Genomic DNA, 15,155 nt, shown 5'->3' on the forward strand with positions numbered 1-15,155 from the left:
ACTTTGTGCCTGCGTCAGCCCGGTCATGTCAAGCGATTCCGATCTAGCAAATAGCTCCCGACCGAGGAGGCCGCCCCTCCCGATGCGGCAGCCTTCAGACTGAGAAGTGACGGAATCGTGTCTGCGCGATCATCCATCGAAAGCAGCCTTTCTGCGCCAGCGCCGCTAAAGCGCAGCGGCGAGCTGTCCCGGTCCCGTCTCAAGTCGATAATTGTTGCAGTTTCGACAGCAATGAACTGTTGAGATCGATCGTTCCGGCCGGCCGCGGGACGGGGCATCGTTGTGAACAGACAGAGCAACCAGCGGCGCCACCTGATGCAGAGGACAGCCGCATCAACGGATGGAGACAGAAATGTCTGAAACTGACATGACGCAAGAACGTAAATTCGGCATTGGTGCCATTGCGACGATCGGAGTCCTTTTTGGATTGCTGCTGTTTTCAATCGTAGTCGCCGTGCTGGGCTGGACGTCAGCAGGCGATGTCCGGATGTCGCTGGACGGTTGGATCGCATTGGCACTCGGGACGTTCTTTTCGCTTCTGGTCGGAATTGGCCTCATGGGGCTGGTATTCTACAGCAGTCGAACCGGACACGATGAGGCTGTCGTCGTCCACGTGCAGAATACGACGGAGGCCCGCGATCAAGAAGTTTGATCGTTCGTTCACAAAGTGGGGAGCGCGCCCAAGTCTGCCGCAGCTTCAGTTCAGGAGGCGGTTTGAGCGAAGCCGCGGTACAGCAACTTCAAGGAACGCCTGGACCTTGGCCGGTGCATGACGACATTCCGGATGAAGCACGTGGATTGGGAGAGGGGGCTCTTCGTATTCGCCGAGAGTAGTCTGCAATTTACCTTCGACGAGCGCTGGGCCGATCTGATAGTGAAGCACCGGCGTCAATCCCAAACCGGCCTCTGCTGTGGCGATCGCGGCCTCATTTGTGTTACACTCTAGGTCCGGACCATGATACGCTCGTCACGCGCTAATCGGCATTCCGGCGAGGCCCAGGCGCTCGTGGACGTTACGATGCGATGATCCTTCAGATCTGAAGGGGTGACAGGAATACCATTCTTCTCGAAGTAGGACGGCGTTCCGCAAATCACGCGTCTCACTATGCCGACCTTGATCGCGCTGAAGCCGGAATCCGGTAGGTGCCCGATCCGAATCGCGACATCGATCCCCTCCTCAACGATGTTCACGGCCGATCCAGGAACAAAGCTCTACCGGACATCGTTGGATGAGCGTCGAGATACTCCGTCATGATCGGTAGTACGCACATCTGCCCGAAAAGAGCGGAGGCGGTAACCGCAAGCCTGCCGGAGGGCTTTGCAAGGGATCCCGCGGCCGCCGCTTCCCCGTCGACGATGTCGGACAAGATGCGACGGCAATCGTCGAAATACCGGGATCCGGATTCGGTGAGCTTGACCGAGCGGGTCGCTCGAACGAAAAATCGAGTGCCAATCGTTTCCTCGAGAGCCGCAACGGCCCTGGTCACCGCCCGTGCACTCATGTGAAGGAGCCGAGCGCCTTCCGCGAAGCTCTCCGCCTCCGCGACCGTGACGAACGCACGGATCGCTTGCCAGCGATCCATAACTGTCTCTCGCTTTTTGCTTTACCTCCTGAACTCGGAGGCCCGCTTCATCTATACAATGGAATGATTGACGGCCTCGGAGGCCGGTCCTCGAAGCTTTACGCCGAAGGCACGCGCGATCTGACCAGATTGCGGCGGACGAGCGTATAATTGTCACCGGCTGATGAGCCGGCGCCTGATGTTCATCGAGCCCCGCCGAAGCCAGCCCGAGTTCGACAAGACGCGTGTGTTCAAAGGCAACGCCCATGCGGTCCGCGTGGTCAGTTCGTCCTACGGAGCCTTGCCTATATCGCGCCGGAACGGCCGATCTCCTGGTGGATTGGGACTACAAGCTTTCGGACTGTCCGCCGGCACACGCCTGACGGAGAAGCCGGCGGTCTCGTCAGCGACCTGCGTAGCGGACCGTTCCGGATCTACGAGCCCGGCTGTCTCAGGTCCACCGGTGTAAGCTAAGATGAATTCGTCGAATGCGTCATCGCGTCCGCGGGTCTTCTTCTCGGATCTCAAGGGAGGGGGCCTTGGCACCCGAAATCGAGTCTGCAACGCATCTGCAACACCGGAGCATTAACGCATTGATTCATCATGCCATTACACGGTTTCCTAAACCGTAGGTCGGGAGCTCGCTTTTTCTGCGGCTCGGCATCGCCGACGAAGAGCAGGCCGTGCTCTCCCAATCCGAGCGAAAACTCCATGCTTGCGACCAAGCGGGTCGCCAGCGCCAGGTCGGAACGCTCGTCACCGCCGGATCCTGCCGAGGGATCGCCGAGCAACACGATTTCCGCAGCGCGTCCGGCCAGGATGCCCACAACCTGCTTCTCGATCGACTGGCGCGTGACCAGATCACTCGAAGCGGGGTCGATGCTGGTCACGCCGCCGGCGCCCTGACGACCGCCGATCCTGACAGATCTGACCCTGCCGACGCCTGCGGCGATGGCGACGACGACATGGCCGGCTTCGTGGATAGCGATGCGCTTTAGTGCTGCCGGAGGAACGGTAGTGGCCGGCGTAACGGCACGTCTGAGATCGTCGCCAGAAAGAGGGCGTGCGGCGATTCGAGCCGTGCGGCGCGCGCTTCTCACCGTCTCCATGATTTCCGCCGGCGTGAAGCCATCCAGCATCTCCGCCGCGGAACGCAGAACCTTCTCCGGCAGATCGTCGCGGACATGAAAGCGTAGGATATTGAGGATGCCTTCCGGACCGGGTGCCGTGATCTCGATGGCGCGCTCGAGCCTGCCGGGCCGCAGGATCGCCGGGTCCACCGCCTTGATCCGGTTCGTCGCGCCGATCACGACCACGCCCTCGCGCCGCGCGCTTGTGGCATCGTCAAGCAGCAGCAGGAAATCTTCGATGATCGGCATCCACCACTCCCGGGCACGGGAGCTCAAGGATTCTCTGGATGGAAGCCCGTCGATCTCGTCGAGGAAGAGTATCGACGGTGCAGCAGCCACGGCCTTGGAGAAAAGTTCGCGCTGCGCCTTGATCACACCGTCGAGATATCCGGAACTGGTCGCGAACAGTTCGCCGACGCTGCCGACGATCAGTGTCGACTCGCACGCACGGGCGATGCTCCTTGCGAGAACGCTCTTGCCCATACCCGGGCCGGAGTGGAAGACCGCGCCCCTGTCGACCGCGCTCCACGGCAGATTGCCGGCGCGATACTCACGCATGTCGCGCGCGAGAGCCAAAGCCCAGTCTCTCGCGGCGCCGTATTCGACGGCCGTCTCGAGGAGCGGCACGTCGTCGGCGGAGGTCTGTCCGGCACGCGTCCTTGCGGCGGATGACAAACGAGCCTTGACGTCTTGCTCCGTGCTGCCGCGTCGCATGGCCGCGACCACGTCCTCGAGATCGAGTCCGATGAGATCCCGCTGCTCGATTTGCGCGGCGCTTCCGTAGATCCTCCGGATCGCCTCTTCGACGACGTTCGATCCGAACTTCAGGGGCAGCCGGAAATCGGCGGCTCCGATGAGCGTCGACGGAAGAGTCTGTTCGGGAGCGACGGCGATGCCTACGACCGATGCTCCCGCCGCGAGAGCCGTGGCGGCCTCCGCGTTACCGGAGGACGGCTGGTGTCCTCTGCGGTCCGACCCGTCTCGCGCGATACATGTCCACTTCCGTCCGAAGGGGCGCCTCCCAAAGAGATCTCGCAAGGGCGCGATCCAGGCCGCCGACGGAACCGAGATCACTAGTGCCCGAGAGGAAGGGGAGTTCAGGGCTTCCTTGATGGCGGGCGTAAGAGAAGCAGCGAGCGCGGCGGACACCAGCGCCTCGCGCGGCGTGAAGGAATCGGGAATGGCATGTTCGGCCGAATCCATGGCGTCGTCGTCGCTCGGATCGTCGTCGGAGTCTTCCAGATGCTCACGCGCATTCGCGCTCAGGGCGGCCAAACGCGAGAATCCCCCGATCTTGCTCGCGTGGTTCCGCTCGTCATCATCGCGCATGGTTGCGCCTCCCGTAAGCCGGCGCGACCGCCTCCAGTGTCATGGCGTGGTGCGAGATGCAGACCGTCGGGCCATCATGCGGCCTCGCGAGCTCCGCCTCGAGAAAGGACCGGGATTGGTGGTGGAGGATGCGCGCCTCCGGGGGGCGAAACCGCTGCCAGGGATCTCGCGACCACTTGATGCGGCGATGGTCGAGCATGGAGTGGGTCGCCGTACTCATGGCTACCTCGCGCATGTGTGCTCCGAACAACTCGTAGTCGGTCCACAAGGTGCAGCCCAGCAGGCGAATGCCCCTCAAAGTCTCGACCGAGTTCTCCAGTAGGCGGACGCCATGACGTTCGGCCGCCAGATGGCCCGCCTCCCAGTGTTCTTCGAAGTCCAGGGTCTTCGACCAGAGTTCGTGATTGCCGGCGACCATGACGACTTCCGTCGGCGCCGGGTAGACACGACGGAGGTGTTCGACTGCCTTGGCCAATCCCTTGCACGTATCGCCGGCGACCAGCACCTTCTCGACGCCTTCCGCGAGCGGCGGCGGTCCGCCGCTGCCGGGATGGCCGAGGTGCAGGTCATTCATGATCTGCAGCCTCATCACGTCTCCAGTCCGGCACGCGCGAGGAACGGCCGGATCGCACGGACACTCCACGAGGTGGCGAGCCGCTTCTCGCGGGCAGTCGCCTTCGGAAGCCGCCTGAGCACCCAGGCGACGACCAGGCAGGATGCGGCATCGCCTTCGCACGCGCAGACGACGAGAGCGGTCATGCAGATATCGAACTTCAGAGCGTGGGAGTTCTGCACCCCCATTGCGAGCACGATGGCGATGGCGGCGGCGGCGTCGCCCGAAGCCGCTTCGCGCCAGCGGGGCTCGGCAAGCATCGCCACATTTGCGACGGCCGCCTTCATCTGGCTCAGGGCCGGCGCGTGGAAGTTGTCCGCACGCGTGCTGCGCCACCAACGCAGCGCGTTGAAGGACTGGTCATCCACCGACCGCAAATCGGGGATACCCTTTTCGTAGGGGATTTTGCGTGGGGTATTCACTCAACTCTCCTCTGGCCGATATCGAGGTCCGAAGCTCTCGATGTAGTTGATCACGCAGAACAGCGCCTGCTCGCCGGATGCCGTCGAGATGTCGACGAGGAGATCGCTGACGAGTTGGCGTTCACGTAGGGGCCCGCGCGGAGCGACGGAGCGTGGCAGTAGCAAGGCGCCCACGCGTCCGCGAGGTCGGATTCCTTGTCGCCGGCCTTGGGCAGGTTCAGGATGACGTTGCCGACGATCACGCAGGCGGCGGCGCTGCCCTCGCAAGCGCAAGCGGCGAGGACGGTCATGGCCACGTCGAATTTCTGACGAAACTGCCCCCTCGGGTTCATCGACAAAGCGATCGAGATCGCGCTCTCGGCATCGCCGGCGACTGCGGCGCGCCAGCGGGGCTCGCCGAAAAATTCGACGCACGATGCGACGTGCCGCATCGCGCGGATCGCATCCGGGTGAAAGCCGGACGGCGGGAGGAGGCGCCACCATCGCGTGGGCGGATGGTCCCAAGCGGTCGAGCTCTTGCCGATCACGTTGTTGTCCCTCGACGATCTACTGCTCACTCTGACTTTTCTTCTCGATGCCCCCGGCGCCGCCTCGCACCGAGCGACGGCGGCGCCGACCGGCACTACGCCACGCCGCTCACCCGGATGGTTGTGGCCGGCTTGCGCGGACCGGGGCCGGTCGGACGGGTGCTGATGAAGTGCGTCACGGCCTCCTCGGTCGGGGTAGCATCCGGTACCAAGTCGGTGGCGGAGCTCGTTGCATCCTTCCGCGCATTCTCGCGGTTGATCGCCTTGATCACCGTGCTGAACAGGTTGGGGAGCTCCGACAGCAGCGCGGTGCGAAGGCACGAGGTGACCTGGTCCAGCGACTGGCGGACCGGCACGTGGAAGTGCGCATCGAGCTCGTCGCGGGAGATCTTGAAGTCTTTATGGAAGCCGGCGGCGCCGTAGTAGTCGATGACACCCGCGGTCACGCGCGTGATGTTCTTGTACCCCCGCTTCGCCAAGTAGCTGGGGAGCACCAGGCGCGCCGCCTTCAGGTCGTGCTCGATCGGGCGGCGGGTGCGGCCATCGACGGGGCCGTTGCCGCGCTTCACCTCGTACACGCCCGCCCAGCCGACCTCCTCGTCGATGACGGTGAGATCCATCGTGACGATGCGTTCGGCGGCGGCGTCGGCGCGGATGCTGATCCGGGCCAGATCGTTGGTCGAGTTGCGGGCGAGCAGCAGCTCGTTGGCGGCGTCGACGATCGGAATCTCGGCGTCGACCAGAACCTCGAAGCGACCGCTCGCCGCCAGCGCATGAGCGGCAGTGCTCTGGAGGAGAAGACCGTGGCGTTTGACCACGGAACCCACCACCGAGATGGCACGGCTGAGATCCGGGCCGATCACGGGATCTTCGTTGAACGCTGCGGCGACGGCGTTGGCGACGAGCGTCTGAGCGGTGCGCGTCAGCGCGGCGGCGGAGACGGAATGGACGTGCGACTCGACTTCCATGCTATGGCTTCCCTGTTTGTGGACCGCGACCTGCGTCGTGCAAATAGCGTCTCTAGGCGCTATATGGGACGAAAGGCGCTTTTAGCGCAATAGGGCGCTGAAAAAAAGTCGGTGTCAGGCGCTGCTATGGTTAAGGAGACCTTTTCGACGGACGGAACCGTCACGCCCCAGCAGGTGCGGGCTGCCAGAGCTTGGCTGAATTGGTCGCAGCAGGACCTTGCCAATGCGACGCTCGTGGCTCGTCGTGCAATTCAGGAGTTCGAGCTCGGCAATCGGGAAGCGCAGCCGCGCACGTTGCGCGATCTGCGGGAAGCCCTCGAAAAGGAGGGCATCGAGTTTCTCTTTATCGGCGACCGCGCCGTCGGCATCTGCGCCAAGGAAACGAAAGATTAGAGGGAGCTCGTTGGACTACGTCTGCCTCGAGACCGAGGCGAATAGGGGGATCGAGGCGCAGGTCGACGTGGTCACGGCAAGATCGGTGGGCAAACGGCGACGCTGTGGAGCTGATGGGCCGGCCTGCGATCGGTTCGTTTGGCGACGACACCGAGGTCGAAGCGGTGTCGTCGCCGCCGGGATCAGCCAGTCACGTCCACGGACTTAGCGTTGCCGTCGCCGTTGGGCGTCGCCGTCTTGGCCTTGGACTTGTGCTTGGTGCCCAAGACCTCCGCCATGCGATTGACGCCCTGATAGGCGCGATCGAGTTCACGCTCGCGCTGCTTGTTGACCTCCTGCATCACGCGGACCTCCGCTTCCAGCGATCCGGCGCGAGCCTCGGCGGTCTCCGCACGGACTGAAGCGGCCCGTTCGGCCGTCTCGAGGGTTGCGACCCTTTGAACGAGTTCGCGGATGCGATGCTCGGCCTGGTCGATCTCCTGCAACGCCTCTTCGGCTTGGCTCGTTGCAGCGGCAACGCGCACATCACAGGCTTGACGGACGTCGGCAACCTCGCGATTGGCGATCTCTTGGGCGGCCGTCCAGAGGTCAAGCGCGAGGATGCCTACCTTGTCCTGCAGGACGCGGGGCAAATCGGTCCGGACGGCGCGCAGAGCTTCGCGCTCGGCCTTGACCTCGCGCATGGCCTCGCCAATCTCGGTGTAGCCGCCGCCCCCCATCTCATCCCGCACCTTGCGCACCGACGGCGTGATGTTCCGCGCCTCGAGCGCTTCCATCGCCTTACGAACTTTCTCAAGCATCATAACACTCCATAACGTTACGTAGCAGGTGTCGTCGTCGTTCTTCGTTTCTTCCGCGGATCTAATTGCCGGGCTGACCCTCCGCGCTGGTCTCGACCACGGCGTTCGCCAGATGCGTTTCGCCGGCCGGGCCGAACTTCAGGATGGCGGCCAGGCTTTCGACGTCGGTCCTCGAGTTCATCAACATGCCGTAGAGGCCGCGCCGCCCGAGGATCAGGCCGAGGCCGTGATGGGGGCCGGATCCGCCCAATGAGAACGATGGTGCGTAGTCGTGGTGAGCGACGAGAAGGTGGACCCGGTCGCCCGCCGGCAGGGTTGCGATGCGCACCAGCTTGGCGCCGCCGTACTTGCGGCGGATCGCATGGGGGAAATCGGGAAGGTCGACGACGCCGATGGAGCGATCGCCAGGATTGATCAGGATGGCGCGCATATCCTAGGCGCCCCCGCCCGGCACCATCCCCCGCACCGCCAGGTCGGCCATCAGGAAGATCTTGGTCTTCTTCTTCTCCACGTCGGCAGCACGGCGACGGAATTCATCGACACGGCGCACGTTCTTGCAGACCATCCCTTCCGGCGTCGGCACCAGCATTGCCTCGAGCTCACCGACTTCCTCCAGAAACTCGTCGACGAGCCGTTCGTAGGAGCCGCGGCCCTTCATCTTGGAGCCGATGGACTGCGTGACGGTGAGACCCTTCCGTTTTGCCTTCTCGGTCTCGTAGGCCATCCTGGCCGCGCTGAACCTGGCGACCTTGTTGGCGACGAATTCGTCGCGCCCCTCGATGCCGAGAGTCCGCTCCCGGATACCGTTCGGGCGCTGGTAGAAATCGAAGTCGGCGGGGTAGCGGGAGTCTTGGACGAAGGCGATGTGCGGCTCACCGTCCGGCTTCGGCGTGACGTCGCGCAACTGTCCGGCGATCGTCCTGTGGACCACGTGGAACTCGGCGGCGTTCCAAAGCCCCGGGCAGCACCAGATCGCCCAGCCGTGAACGGCGACGCCGCCTTCGCGCGCGACGACCTCCGCGACGTTCGCGAAGCACCAGCCGGCGCGAGCCCCTTCCGCCGGCGTGACGTCGACGAGCAAGGGCAAGCGGCCCGCAATGGTGGTGCCGAAGGCGGTCACACTGGAGGTCAAGTACGGCGGCGATGTTTCGCGGATGAAAAGGCCGTCGTCCTCGTACCGGGGCCGGAGCTTGGGAAACATGCGCTTCGCCAGATCGATGGTGTCGCGTGAGTTGGGGCCGAACTTCATGGGTGGGGGTCTCCATTGCTTGGCCCCCGGGTCGATGTTGGCCGACCCAAAGGGGGCATAGGGTAGATGTAGCGCCCTAAAGGGCGCTACTAATCGATTGTGTGTCTGCGCCTAGTGCCGAACGTGCAGAAGCAGGGCGATGGGATCGCCGCAGTTATCGAAGGAACTGTAGTCCCCTTCGATCACCTGCAGCACGAGGCGCAGATTCGGCTCCGACAATGGGGCCGTGGGCTGTTCGATGCCCTTGGCGGGCGGCGGCGCCGCAGGGGCGCCCTGCGGGGTGGAACTGAGATTGATCACCGCTGTAGCTCTCCTAAAAAACGATTGCAAGGGGCGTACGATTGCCGTACGCCCCACTACGTAGGGCCCGTCCTCCCGTCTGTCATTGGTCGGTTAGGATCATGGTAAATCTCACCTTAACGGCAGCTCTGGGGGCTGAATGCCTTCACCGAGGAGGCCGACCTTGCTAGGGGTGGACCCGCGCGCGCGACGTCGATGGGGATTGGTTGGCCGGCATGGTCGGAGCACGGCTCTATTCTGGGAATGTCGAGCAGGCTGCCAGGCTACATGCGGCGCGGATAGCGGCCGGATATGCGACTGCCCGGGCGGCTGCGCAGCGTTTCGGGTGGGCCGAATCCCGCTACGTGTCGCACGAAAACGCGAAGAGAGGCATGGGTGATGCGGCGCGTCGAGAGTACGCCTCAGCCTTTTCGGTGTCCGAGGGGTGGCTCAGGGACGGCGAGGCGAGCTCCCCACACGACCAGAAAATCCATGTGGATCCCTTGCGCCTTGAGCAGTTACGCCTCCGGGTCGAGGAACAGAGCCGGAGTGGCGAAAGTCCGGATCACGCGCGTGGACGAAGGCTTCGACTTGCGAGACGGCTTGCCGGTTTTCGTACCGCGGCCGCCGGCGCCGCTGCGGCCGGCGTTCACAGATCGACTCTCAACGGCGCGGAGCGTGGCCTGCTCGGCTTTGAGGTAACCAAAGCGCGCGTCTACGCGGCCGTATTCGGCTGCGAGCCGGGCTGGTTGCTCACGGGTGCCTTTCCCAGCGGATACCCGGCCGAGATCGAATCGAAATTGAACCAATTGCTTGAGGATCACGGTCGCGACGAAGATGAGGCGGCCGCGCGGCTGCCGTCCTACAGACCGGTCCTTCGAGGAGCGAGAACAGCGAACGCGCTCAGGACACGCGTAGCTTCAGAGCACTCCCGCTCGTCTCCGCCCGAGTATGAAATCCAAGGACTCGTTCGCCTGCTCACCAATTCTGATCGACGGGCCCGACCGGCGATCCTGCCGGGTTGGTCCATGCCGCGCACGTTCCTCGAATCGGTCTTGCGCGCCGATGCCGATGGTTGCGTACTGGTCGCCGTGCCGAAGGAAGTGCACGCAGCGGATCTTGCGATCGCGCCCGGAGACCGGCTGATCGTGGACACATCGGTCACCGATATCTTCTCCGTCCGGTACGCGGTCGTGCACGACGGTGTGCTCATCGTCGCCGATGCGAGGGCCGAGGAGGGCAGGAGGCTGGCCGGCGAAGCCGCGATGCGCCGTCGGGACATGGTCTTGATCGGCCAGATCGTCGGCGTTTTGGCAGCCCTCCGGTAAGGCTCGGACGCGCTACATCTTGCAGAAAGCAATCCGCCGGAGAGCGGTCACCCGGTCTCGCGGAACCTCCACCCGATTGCTTCGGGCCGTATCGATGCCGATCTTGTCGCGGCTGACGTAGAGGAGCTTACCGAGGACCGCCTGCAGATTCTCCGACTTCGTATCCTTGATGACGGCCGCGACAAAGTCGCCCTTCCTCGGTTCGGACCCGGCATCGAGGAAGATCGTCTGACCTTGCTCGAAACGTGGCGCGTAGGAATCGTCCGGAATCAGATATGGCGTATACGCGCCCAGTTCGTCATCCGCGGGATCGGCGGGCTGCAATGTGACGAACTTGGTCTTCGATGCCGACAGACGGGGTGCCTCCGTCGCGGCCGGACCTCGCGTGAGGCGATACGGCACGCCGTCGCGGGTCCATCGGGTCGCGGCCCGGTCGACGGCCGCGACCAAGTCGGGCGGTACGCTCGCGTTTGGATCAAGGCTGCGTACGCCGAATCCTTGAATCAAGCCGACCACGTCGAGTTCGAGCATCCGGCATAGCGCGACGATCTGGTCTGCCCTCAGCGTGCTGGTCCCAGCCGCGACGGGTGCAAACAGATCGAGGGCGTTTGAATCCCTATGGTCGATCCGTTCGACCAACCACCTGCTCAGCGCTACGCCGGCCGTCTCGCGGATCTTCGTCGAGCGAAGCCGCCTGATCGCATCTGTCGAGGATTCGGGAGCTCGCTCGGAAACGACGGAGAAAAAGGCCCGGGCGAGCGCGCTCTCTTCCTCGCTGAGAGGGCGTTCGCCACTCGAGATCCGGCTGACCGCGGCGTTGTCGATGGCCAGGTAGCCGGCGAAGGACGACTTCGGCAGGCCAGTCCTGATGAATTCTCGCTCGATCCAGTGTTGAGGCATCGCTTCGGCAAACGGTTTGGCAAATACGCCTGGAAAGTAGCGCAAATGGGGTAAATGCAGCGTTAACCAACAAACAACGTCGGTGATTGCGGCACGGGAAAGCTGCCCCACTTCTGAAAATGCCGGTGCAAACAGTTGCTCGGCGCTGTAACAGGAGCGTTAGCGTATGCGTAGCCAGACTTCTCCCGAGGCCCCGATGACGACCGCTGCGATCGCCGTCGGGCTGAACCTTCCCCACCCCTCGGTCGGGGGTGTGCCGACCAAGAAGGCCGGCAGGGCGTTCGTCAGCGACGGCAAGATCGCCGCCGCGATCGATGAGTTCGAGGAAACGCTGAAGGCCGGCGCCAAGGTGCCGGCCAATCCGGACCATCCCGAACGCCCCTACTGGAAGGCGATCGCGGCGCAGTTCGGCGTGAGCGCTGCCAGTCTCTGTGCCAAGCACCTCGGCCACCGCAAGCGCATCGCCGAGCTCGCCGTCACCTACGGTCTGCAGCCGGCCCCGGCGGAGCCGAATGCTTTCCCCTTCGCCGAGTTCTCGATCGTCGCCCGGTCCCACCGCGAGCGCGAGCTCGACGATGAGAGCGATGTCGTCCGTGCGCACAAGCTCGCAAGCTTCGTCGCGGCGATGGACGCGGTCGCCGCGCGGAGCGGCGTCGACGGGGACGCGCGCGACGCGTTGTCGTCCGCCATCACCCTGGTCGGAGTCGAGGGCGCCGATGTCCCCTTCGGCTTTCTCGACGAGGTCAAGCGCGCGATCGCGTACCTCAACGCTTGGGACGCGAACGAGGACCTGCCGCGAAATCCGGCGCATCTCCTGCGCTACGGGCTCGCGCGCTCCGGTTTGAGTCAGCTGAAGGCCTGCGCCGGGAGCGGGCTGACCCAAGGCTCGGTGTCGAGCTGGTCGAGGGGCAAGCGCGGTCCGGACGAGACGCGCTACCCGCGCGTGAACATGCTCGAGAAGGTGCTCGGCCTGCCGCGCGATTCGCTCACCTCGCGCTTCTCGGCGTGGCGTCGCCAGACGCGGCCGCGCCCCGTCTACGGCGCGACCGACTACGGCAAGGCGGCGGCCTGGCGCATCCACCACGAGTACTGCTTGCACGACTGGTCGGTGAGCCTTGAGGCCGAGTTCGCGGACTGGACCAAGTTCCGCAACGACCGGCTGTGCCCCTACGGCATGGTGCGCCCGAAGGGCCGGCTGTCCGCCAAGACCATCCAGATGCACCGCGACTATCTGGAGAGCGTGTTCGGAAGCTGGACCACGGAGCTCAATCCCAGGCTCTGCATGGATCCTGCCGACGTCACGTTGGCGCTCCTGGTCTTCCCGCGCATGCTGCATGAGCGCCTGCAGTTCGCGCTCGCGCGGGATGCCGCCGCCAAGGCTGCTGCCGAGGCCGCCGGCGCCGCCCGCGACGTCGACCGGGACGACGACGGCTTCGAAGGCTCCCTGACCAAGTTCGAGGTCGATCAGATCCGCTGGGCCAAGTCGTTGCTGGATCCCGAGACCGGCTGGTTGACGCAGAAGCCGCATCTCGCAGAGCGGCTGGTGCCGGTGACGGCGCGCGACGGCGAGGTCCTCGTTTCCGAAGCTGATATCGCCGGCGTCCGTGCCGACTGGAAGGCGGCCTGCGCGCGAGCGCGTAAGGAGTACGTCGACATGAAGGCGTCGAACCTCAAGCACGTGAAGCGCTCGCGCGATCCGCACGCCTCCGTGCGGCCGATCCTGCTGCTCGCGAACCCGCTGTCGGCGTTGGCGACGCTCTGCCGAGGCCTTGAGCGCGACATGGTGGGGCTCGACCCCGAGCCGCTGGCCTACGCCGCGCGCGACGCCTTCATCGTCGGCATGCTGGCGCAGACCGGCTTCCGCAAGGGCACCGTGGAGGCGATGGAGATCGACGATATCTTCTTCGACGAGGGCAAGGGCAAGTGGTGCCTGCGCGTGCCGGCGCACCGTTTCAAGAACGGCAAGGCCGGTCCCTTCTTCGGCACCGGCTACGGCCGCCGCGACCACTACGAGCGCGATCTCATGGACGAGCACGGCCTCTACAAGGCCATCGATCACTATCTGAAGCTGGGTCGCGGCCTCATCCTCGGCGACGGTCAGACCCGGGCGCTTTTCGTCGTGCGCCCGACCGAGCGCACCGGGGTGCGCAAGCAGCAGTACTCCTGGTGCGAGAAGGGCCGGATGACCACTCAGTATCTCGGCAGGCTTGTCCACGGCATCACCGGCAAGTACCTGCGCTATGATCCCGAGACCGGCGTCGGCATCCCCGGCATCACCAGCTTCCCCGGCCACGACATCCGGCACATCATCGCGACCGGGACGCTCAAGCAGGCGGTGGCCGACAAGGCCCCCGATCCGTGGCACCTCGCCGCCGACGCCATCCACGACGGCGTGCGCACGGTGAAAGCCTATGTGCAATACCTGCCGCGCGATCGCCAGGACACCCTGCTGGCGCTGCTTCGCCGCGGTCTGATCGACGGCTAGTCGATCCCCGGTCCACCCGGAGCCGCGCGCATCGGCCGATGCGCGCGGCTCACGCGTTTCCGGCGGCGGTCGTCGCCGTCATCCTCATCGCCACGGCCGGGGTCGCCGCGAGGGCGGCCTCGGGGACCCTGCCTCGAAAAGTTAAGGCTGGCGTAGGTGACGTGGCCGACGAAGGGGAGGTCTCTTCCGCACCAATTTTCGGTTGTGCGGAGATGGAGACAACTACGTCGGCGGACGCCGCCTCCCACCCGATCGTCGCCGGGGCCGGCATCTCGGTGGCGTGGGGAAGCACGTCGAGGTCGAATGGCCGGCGGCTTCGACTGCTTCCGGAAGGCCTGGAGGAGCCTGACGTCGGAGAGAACGGAGCCACGAATACTTCGCCGCATCGAACACTGCGACGCCGCCGAAGCCGCTCGTCTCGCCCTGTCCGGCCGCGCCGAGGTTAATACGCGCTTCTCCATTCTGCGGACGGATCTTTTCCGAGCGCAGCAAGCACCTCTTCGTCGGCAGCCAGCAAGGCCGGGTCGACGAGCTTGAGACGTCGTAGGATGGCCGGAGCGGCGCTCCTTCTGAGCCCATACGGATCCTGGATGTCCTCGTTAGCGAGCGAGAGATAGTCTTCCAGGATGTCACGGTGCGGCAGATCGACGGGGACCACGAAGGGCGAGAAACCGTCGTCCTTGAAGTTCGCGAGCGACGGGACGAGCATGCGCAGCCTTTCGCGCCACGACGCATCCGGGTGATCATGCATGTCGGCCCACAGCCCAGCCGCAAATGCTCGTGCACAGGTGCGCGGTCCTGCTTCACGGGTCGGAGGCGGCAGTAGTTCGTCAATGCGGTTGACCACCGTAACGGACTTGATCCGCGGGGCGAATGCGGACCGCTCTAGACCCAGTTCCGTGGGACCGAACGCCCGACCCAAGGCGGCGGCCGCCTGCCTGTCGGCGACATGAGGTCCCGGAAGGCGATAGTAGGGATTGGCGATGTCTATGCCTCGCAGCGTATCCGCTGTCGAAGGACCGGCCTGTACCGAGAACTCGCCCGGTCGCGAGGGGTTGGCCAACACGAAGTAGATCGGGGGGCCACCCTCGATCAACACCGTTTCTCCGCAGAAGATCGTCCTAGCGGCCGACCGTTGCGCGCGTTTGAGCCTGTCTCTTATACACAGCT

15 protein-coding genes and 1 pseudogene are annotated in these 15,155 nt (G+C 64.6%); 4 read left to right on the top strand and 12 right to left on the bottom strand.

Translation table 11 applies throughout. The features are described from left to right. The first annotated feature begins 352 nt into the window (after positions 1-352). Entirely contained in the window at positions 353-652 is a 300-nt protein-coding gene (locus I6F21_RS29970; RefSeq protein ID WP_225183927.1) for a hypothetical protein, read from the top strand. 45 nt (positions 653-697) lie between these two features. On the opposite strand, the pseudogene I6F21_RS29975 reads toward I6F21_RS29970, so the two are convergent. The 6 genes and pseudogenes from I6F21_RS29975 to I6F21_RS30000 all read right to left on the bottom strand — a co-directional run bounded on the left by I6F21_RS29975 (position 698) and on the right by I6F21_RS30000 (position 6,551). Continuing rightward, a pseudogene (locus I6F21_RS29975) lies at positions 698-1,583 on the bottom strand (LysR substrate-binding domain-containing protein). A 503-nt stretch (positions 1,584-2,086) separates the two neighbouring features. Then, entirely contained in the window at positions 2,087-4,021 is a 1,935-nt protein-coding gene (locus I6F21_RS29980) for an AAA family ATPase (RefSeq protein ID WP_225183928.1), read from the bottom strand. After that, positions 4,011-4,610 (bottom strand): metallophosphoesterase, encoded by a 600-nt coding sequence (locus tag I6F21_RS29985; protein ID WP_225183929.1) that lies wholly within the window; start codon positions 4,608-4,610, stop codon positions 4,011-4,013. The genes I6F21_RS29980 and I6F21_RS29985 overlap by 11 nt, the downstream gene beginning before the upstream one ends. Further along, complete coding sequence (locus tag I6F21_RS29990; protein ID WP_225183930.1) at positions 4,610-5,056, bottom strand: hypothetical protein; 447 nt, start codon at positions 5,054-5,056, stop codon at positions 4,610-4,612. The genes I6F21_RS29985 and I6F21_RS29990 overlap by 1 nt, the downstream gene beginning before the upstream one ends. A gap of 50 nt (positions 5,057-5,106) precedes the next feature. Next, positions 5,107-5,583, bottom strand: a complete 477-nt coding sequence (locus I6F21_RS29995) for a hypothetical protein (RefSeq protein WP_225183931.1) — start codon at positions 5,581-5,583, stop codon at positions 5,107-5,109. A gap of 95 nt (positions 5,584-5,678) precedes the next feature. Further along, complete coding sequence (locus I6F21_RS30000; RefSeq protein ID WP_225183932.1) at positions 5,679-6,551, bottom strand: hypothetical protein; 873 nt, start codon at positions 6,549-6,551, stop codon at positions 5,679-5,681. A 126-nt stretch (positions 6,552-6,677) separates the two neighbouring features. Here I6F21_RS30000 and I6F21_RS30005 point away from each other — a divergent pair, with 126 nt between their 5' ends. After that, complete coding sequence (locus I6F21_RS30005; protein WP_225183933.1) at positions 6,678-6,944, top strand: helix-turn-helix transcriptional regulator; 267 nt, start codon at positions 6,678-6,680, stop codon at positions 6,942-6,944. A 182-nt stretch (positions 6,945-7,126) separates the two neighbouring features. On the opposite strand, the gene I6F21_RS30010 is transcribed toward I6F21_RS30005, so the two are convergent. The 4 genes from I6F21_RS30010 to I6F21_RS30025 all read right to left on the bottom strand — a co-directional run bounded on the left by I6F21_RS30010 (position 7,127) and on the right by I6F21_RS30025 (position 9,293). Further along, positions 7,127-7,747, bottom strand: coding sequence for a DNA-binding protein (locus I6F21_RS30010; RefSeq protein ID WP_346656841.1), 621 nt, complete (start codon positions 7,745-7,747; stop codon positions 7,127-7,129). Positions 7,748-7,805: 58 nt separating this feature from the next. Continuing rightward, positions 7,806-8,174 carry a hypothetical protein gene (locus I6F21_RS30015; protein WP_225183935.1) on the bottom strand — a complete coding sequence of 123 codons (369 nt, stop codon included), beginning with the start codon at positions 8,172-8,174 and terminating at the stop codon, positions 7,806-7,808. 3 nt (positions 8,175-8,177) lie between these two features. Further along, complete coding sequence (locus I6F21_RS30020) at positions 8,178-8,993, bottom strand: hypothetical protein (protein ID WP_225183936.1); 816 nt, start codon at positions 8,991-8,993, stop codon at positions 8,178-8,180. A 111-nt stretch (positions 8,994-9,104) separates the two neighbouring features. Further along, a complete protein-coding gene (locus I6F21_RS30025) occupies positions 9,105-9,293 on the bottom strand; it encodes a hypothetical protein (protein ID WP_225183937.1) in 189 nt (62 codons plus the stop codon). Positions 9,294-9,499: 206 nt separating this feature from the next. Between I6F21_RS30025 and I6F21_RS30030 the strand changes: the two genes are divergently transcribed. After that, on the top strand, positions 9,500-10,600 hold the full coding sequence (locus I6F21_RS30030) for a hypothetical protein (protein ID WP_225183938.1): 1,101 nt from the start codon (positions 9,500-9,502) through the stop codon (positions 10,598-10,600). Positions 10,601-10,612: 12 nt separating this feature from the next. Here I6F21_RS30030 and I6F21_RS30035 read toward each other — a convergent pair whose 3' ends face one another. After that, the gene (locus tag I6F21_RS30035; RefSeq protein ID WP_225183939.1) at positions 10,613-11,611 is read right to left on the bottom strand and encodes a hypothetical protein; all 999 of its coding nucleotides are present in this window, start codon (positions 11,609-11,611) and stop codon (positions 10,613-10,615) included. Between the two features lie 85 nt (positions 11,612-11,696). Here I6F21_RS30035 and I6F21_RS30040 point away from each other — a divergent pair, with 85 nt between their 5' ends. Continuing rightward, on the top strand, positions 11,697-13,985 hold the full coding sequence (locus I6F21_RS30040; RefSeq protein ID WP_225183940.1) for a hypothetical protein: 2,289 nt from the start codon (positions 11,697-11,699) through the stop codon (positions 13,983-13,985). Between the two features lie 442 nt (positions 13,986-14,427). Here I6F21_RS30040 and I6F21_RS30045 read toward each other — a convergent pair. After that, positions 14,428-15,155 (bottom strand): hypothetical protein (locus I6F21_RS30045; RefSeq protein WP_225183941.1); only part of this gene is annotated, 728 nt, incomplete at its 5' end.

The sequence above is a fragment of the Bradyrhizobium sp. NBAIM03 genome, from assembly GCF_020194055.1.
Taxonomy (GTDB): Bacteria; Pseudomonadota; Alphaproteobacteria; order Rhizobiales; family Xanthobacteraceae; genus Bradyrhizobium; species Bradyrhizobium yuanmingense.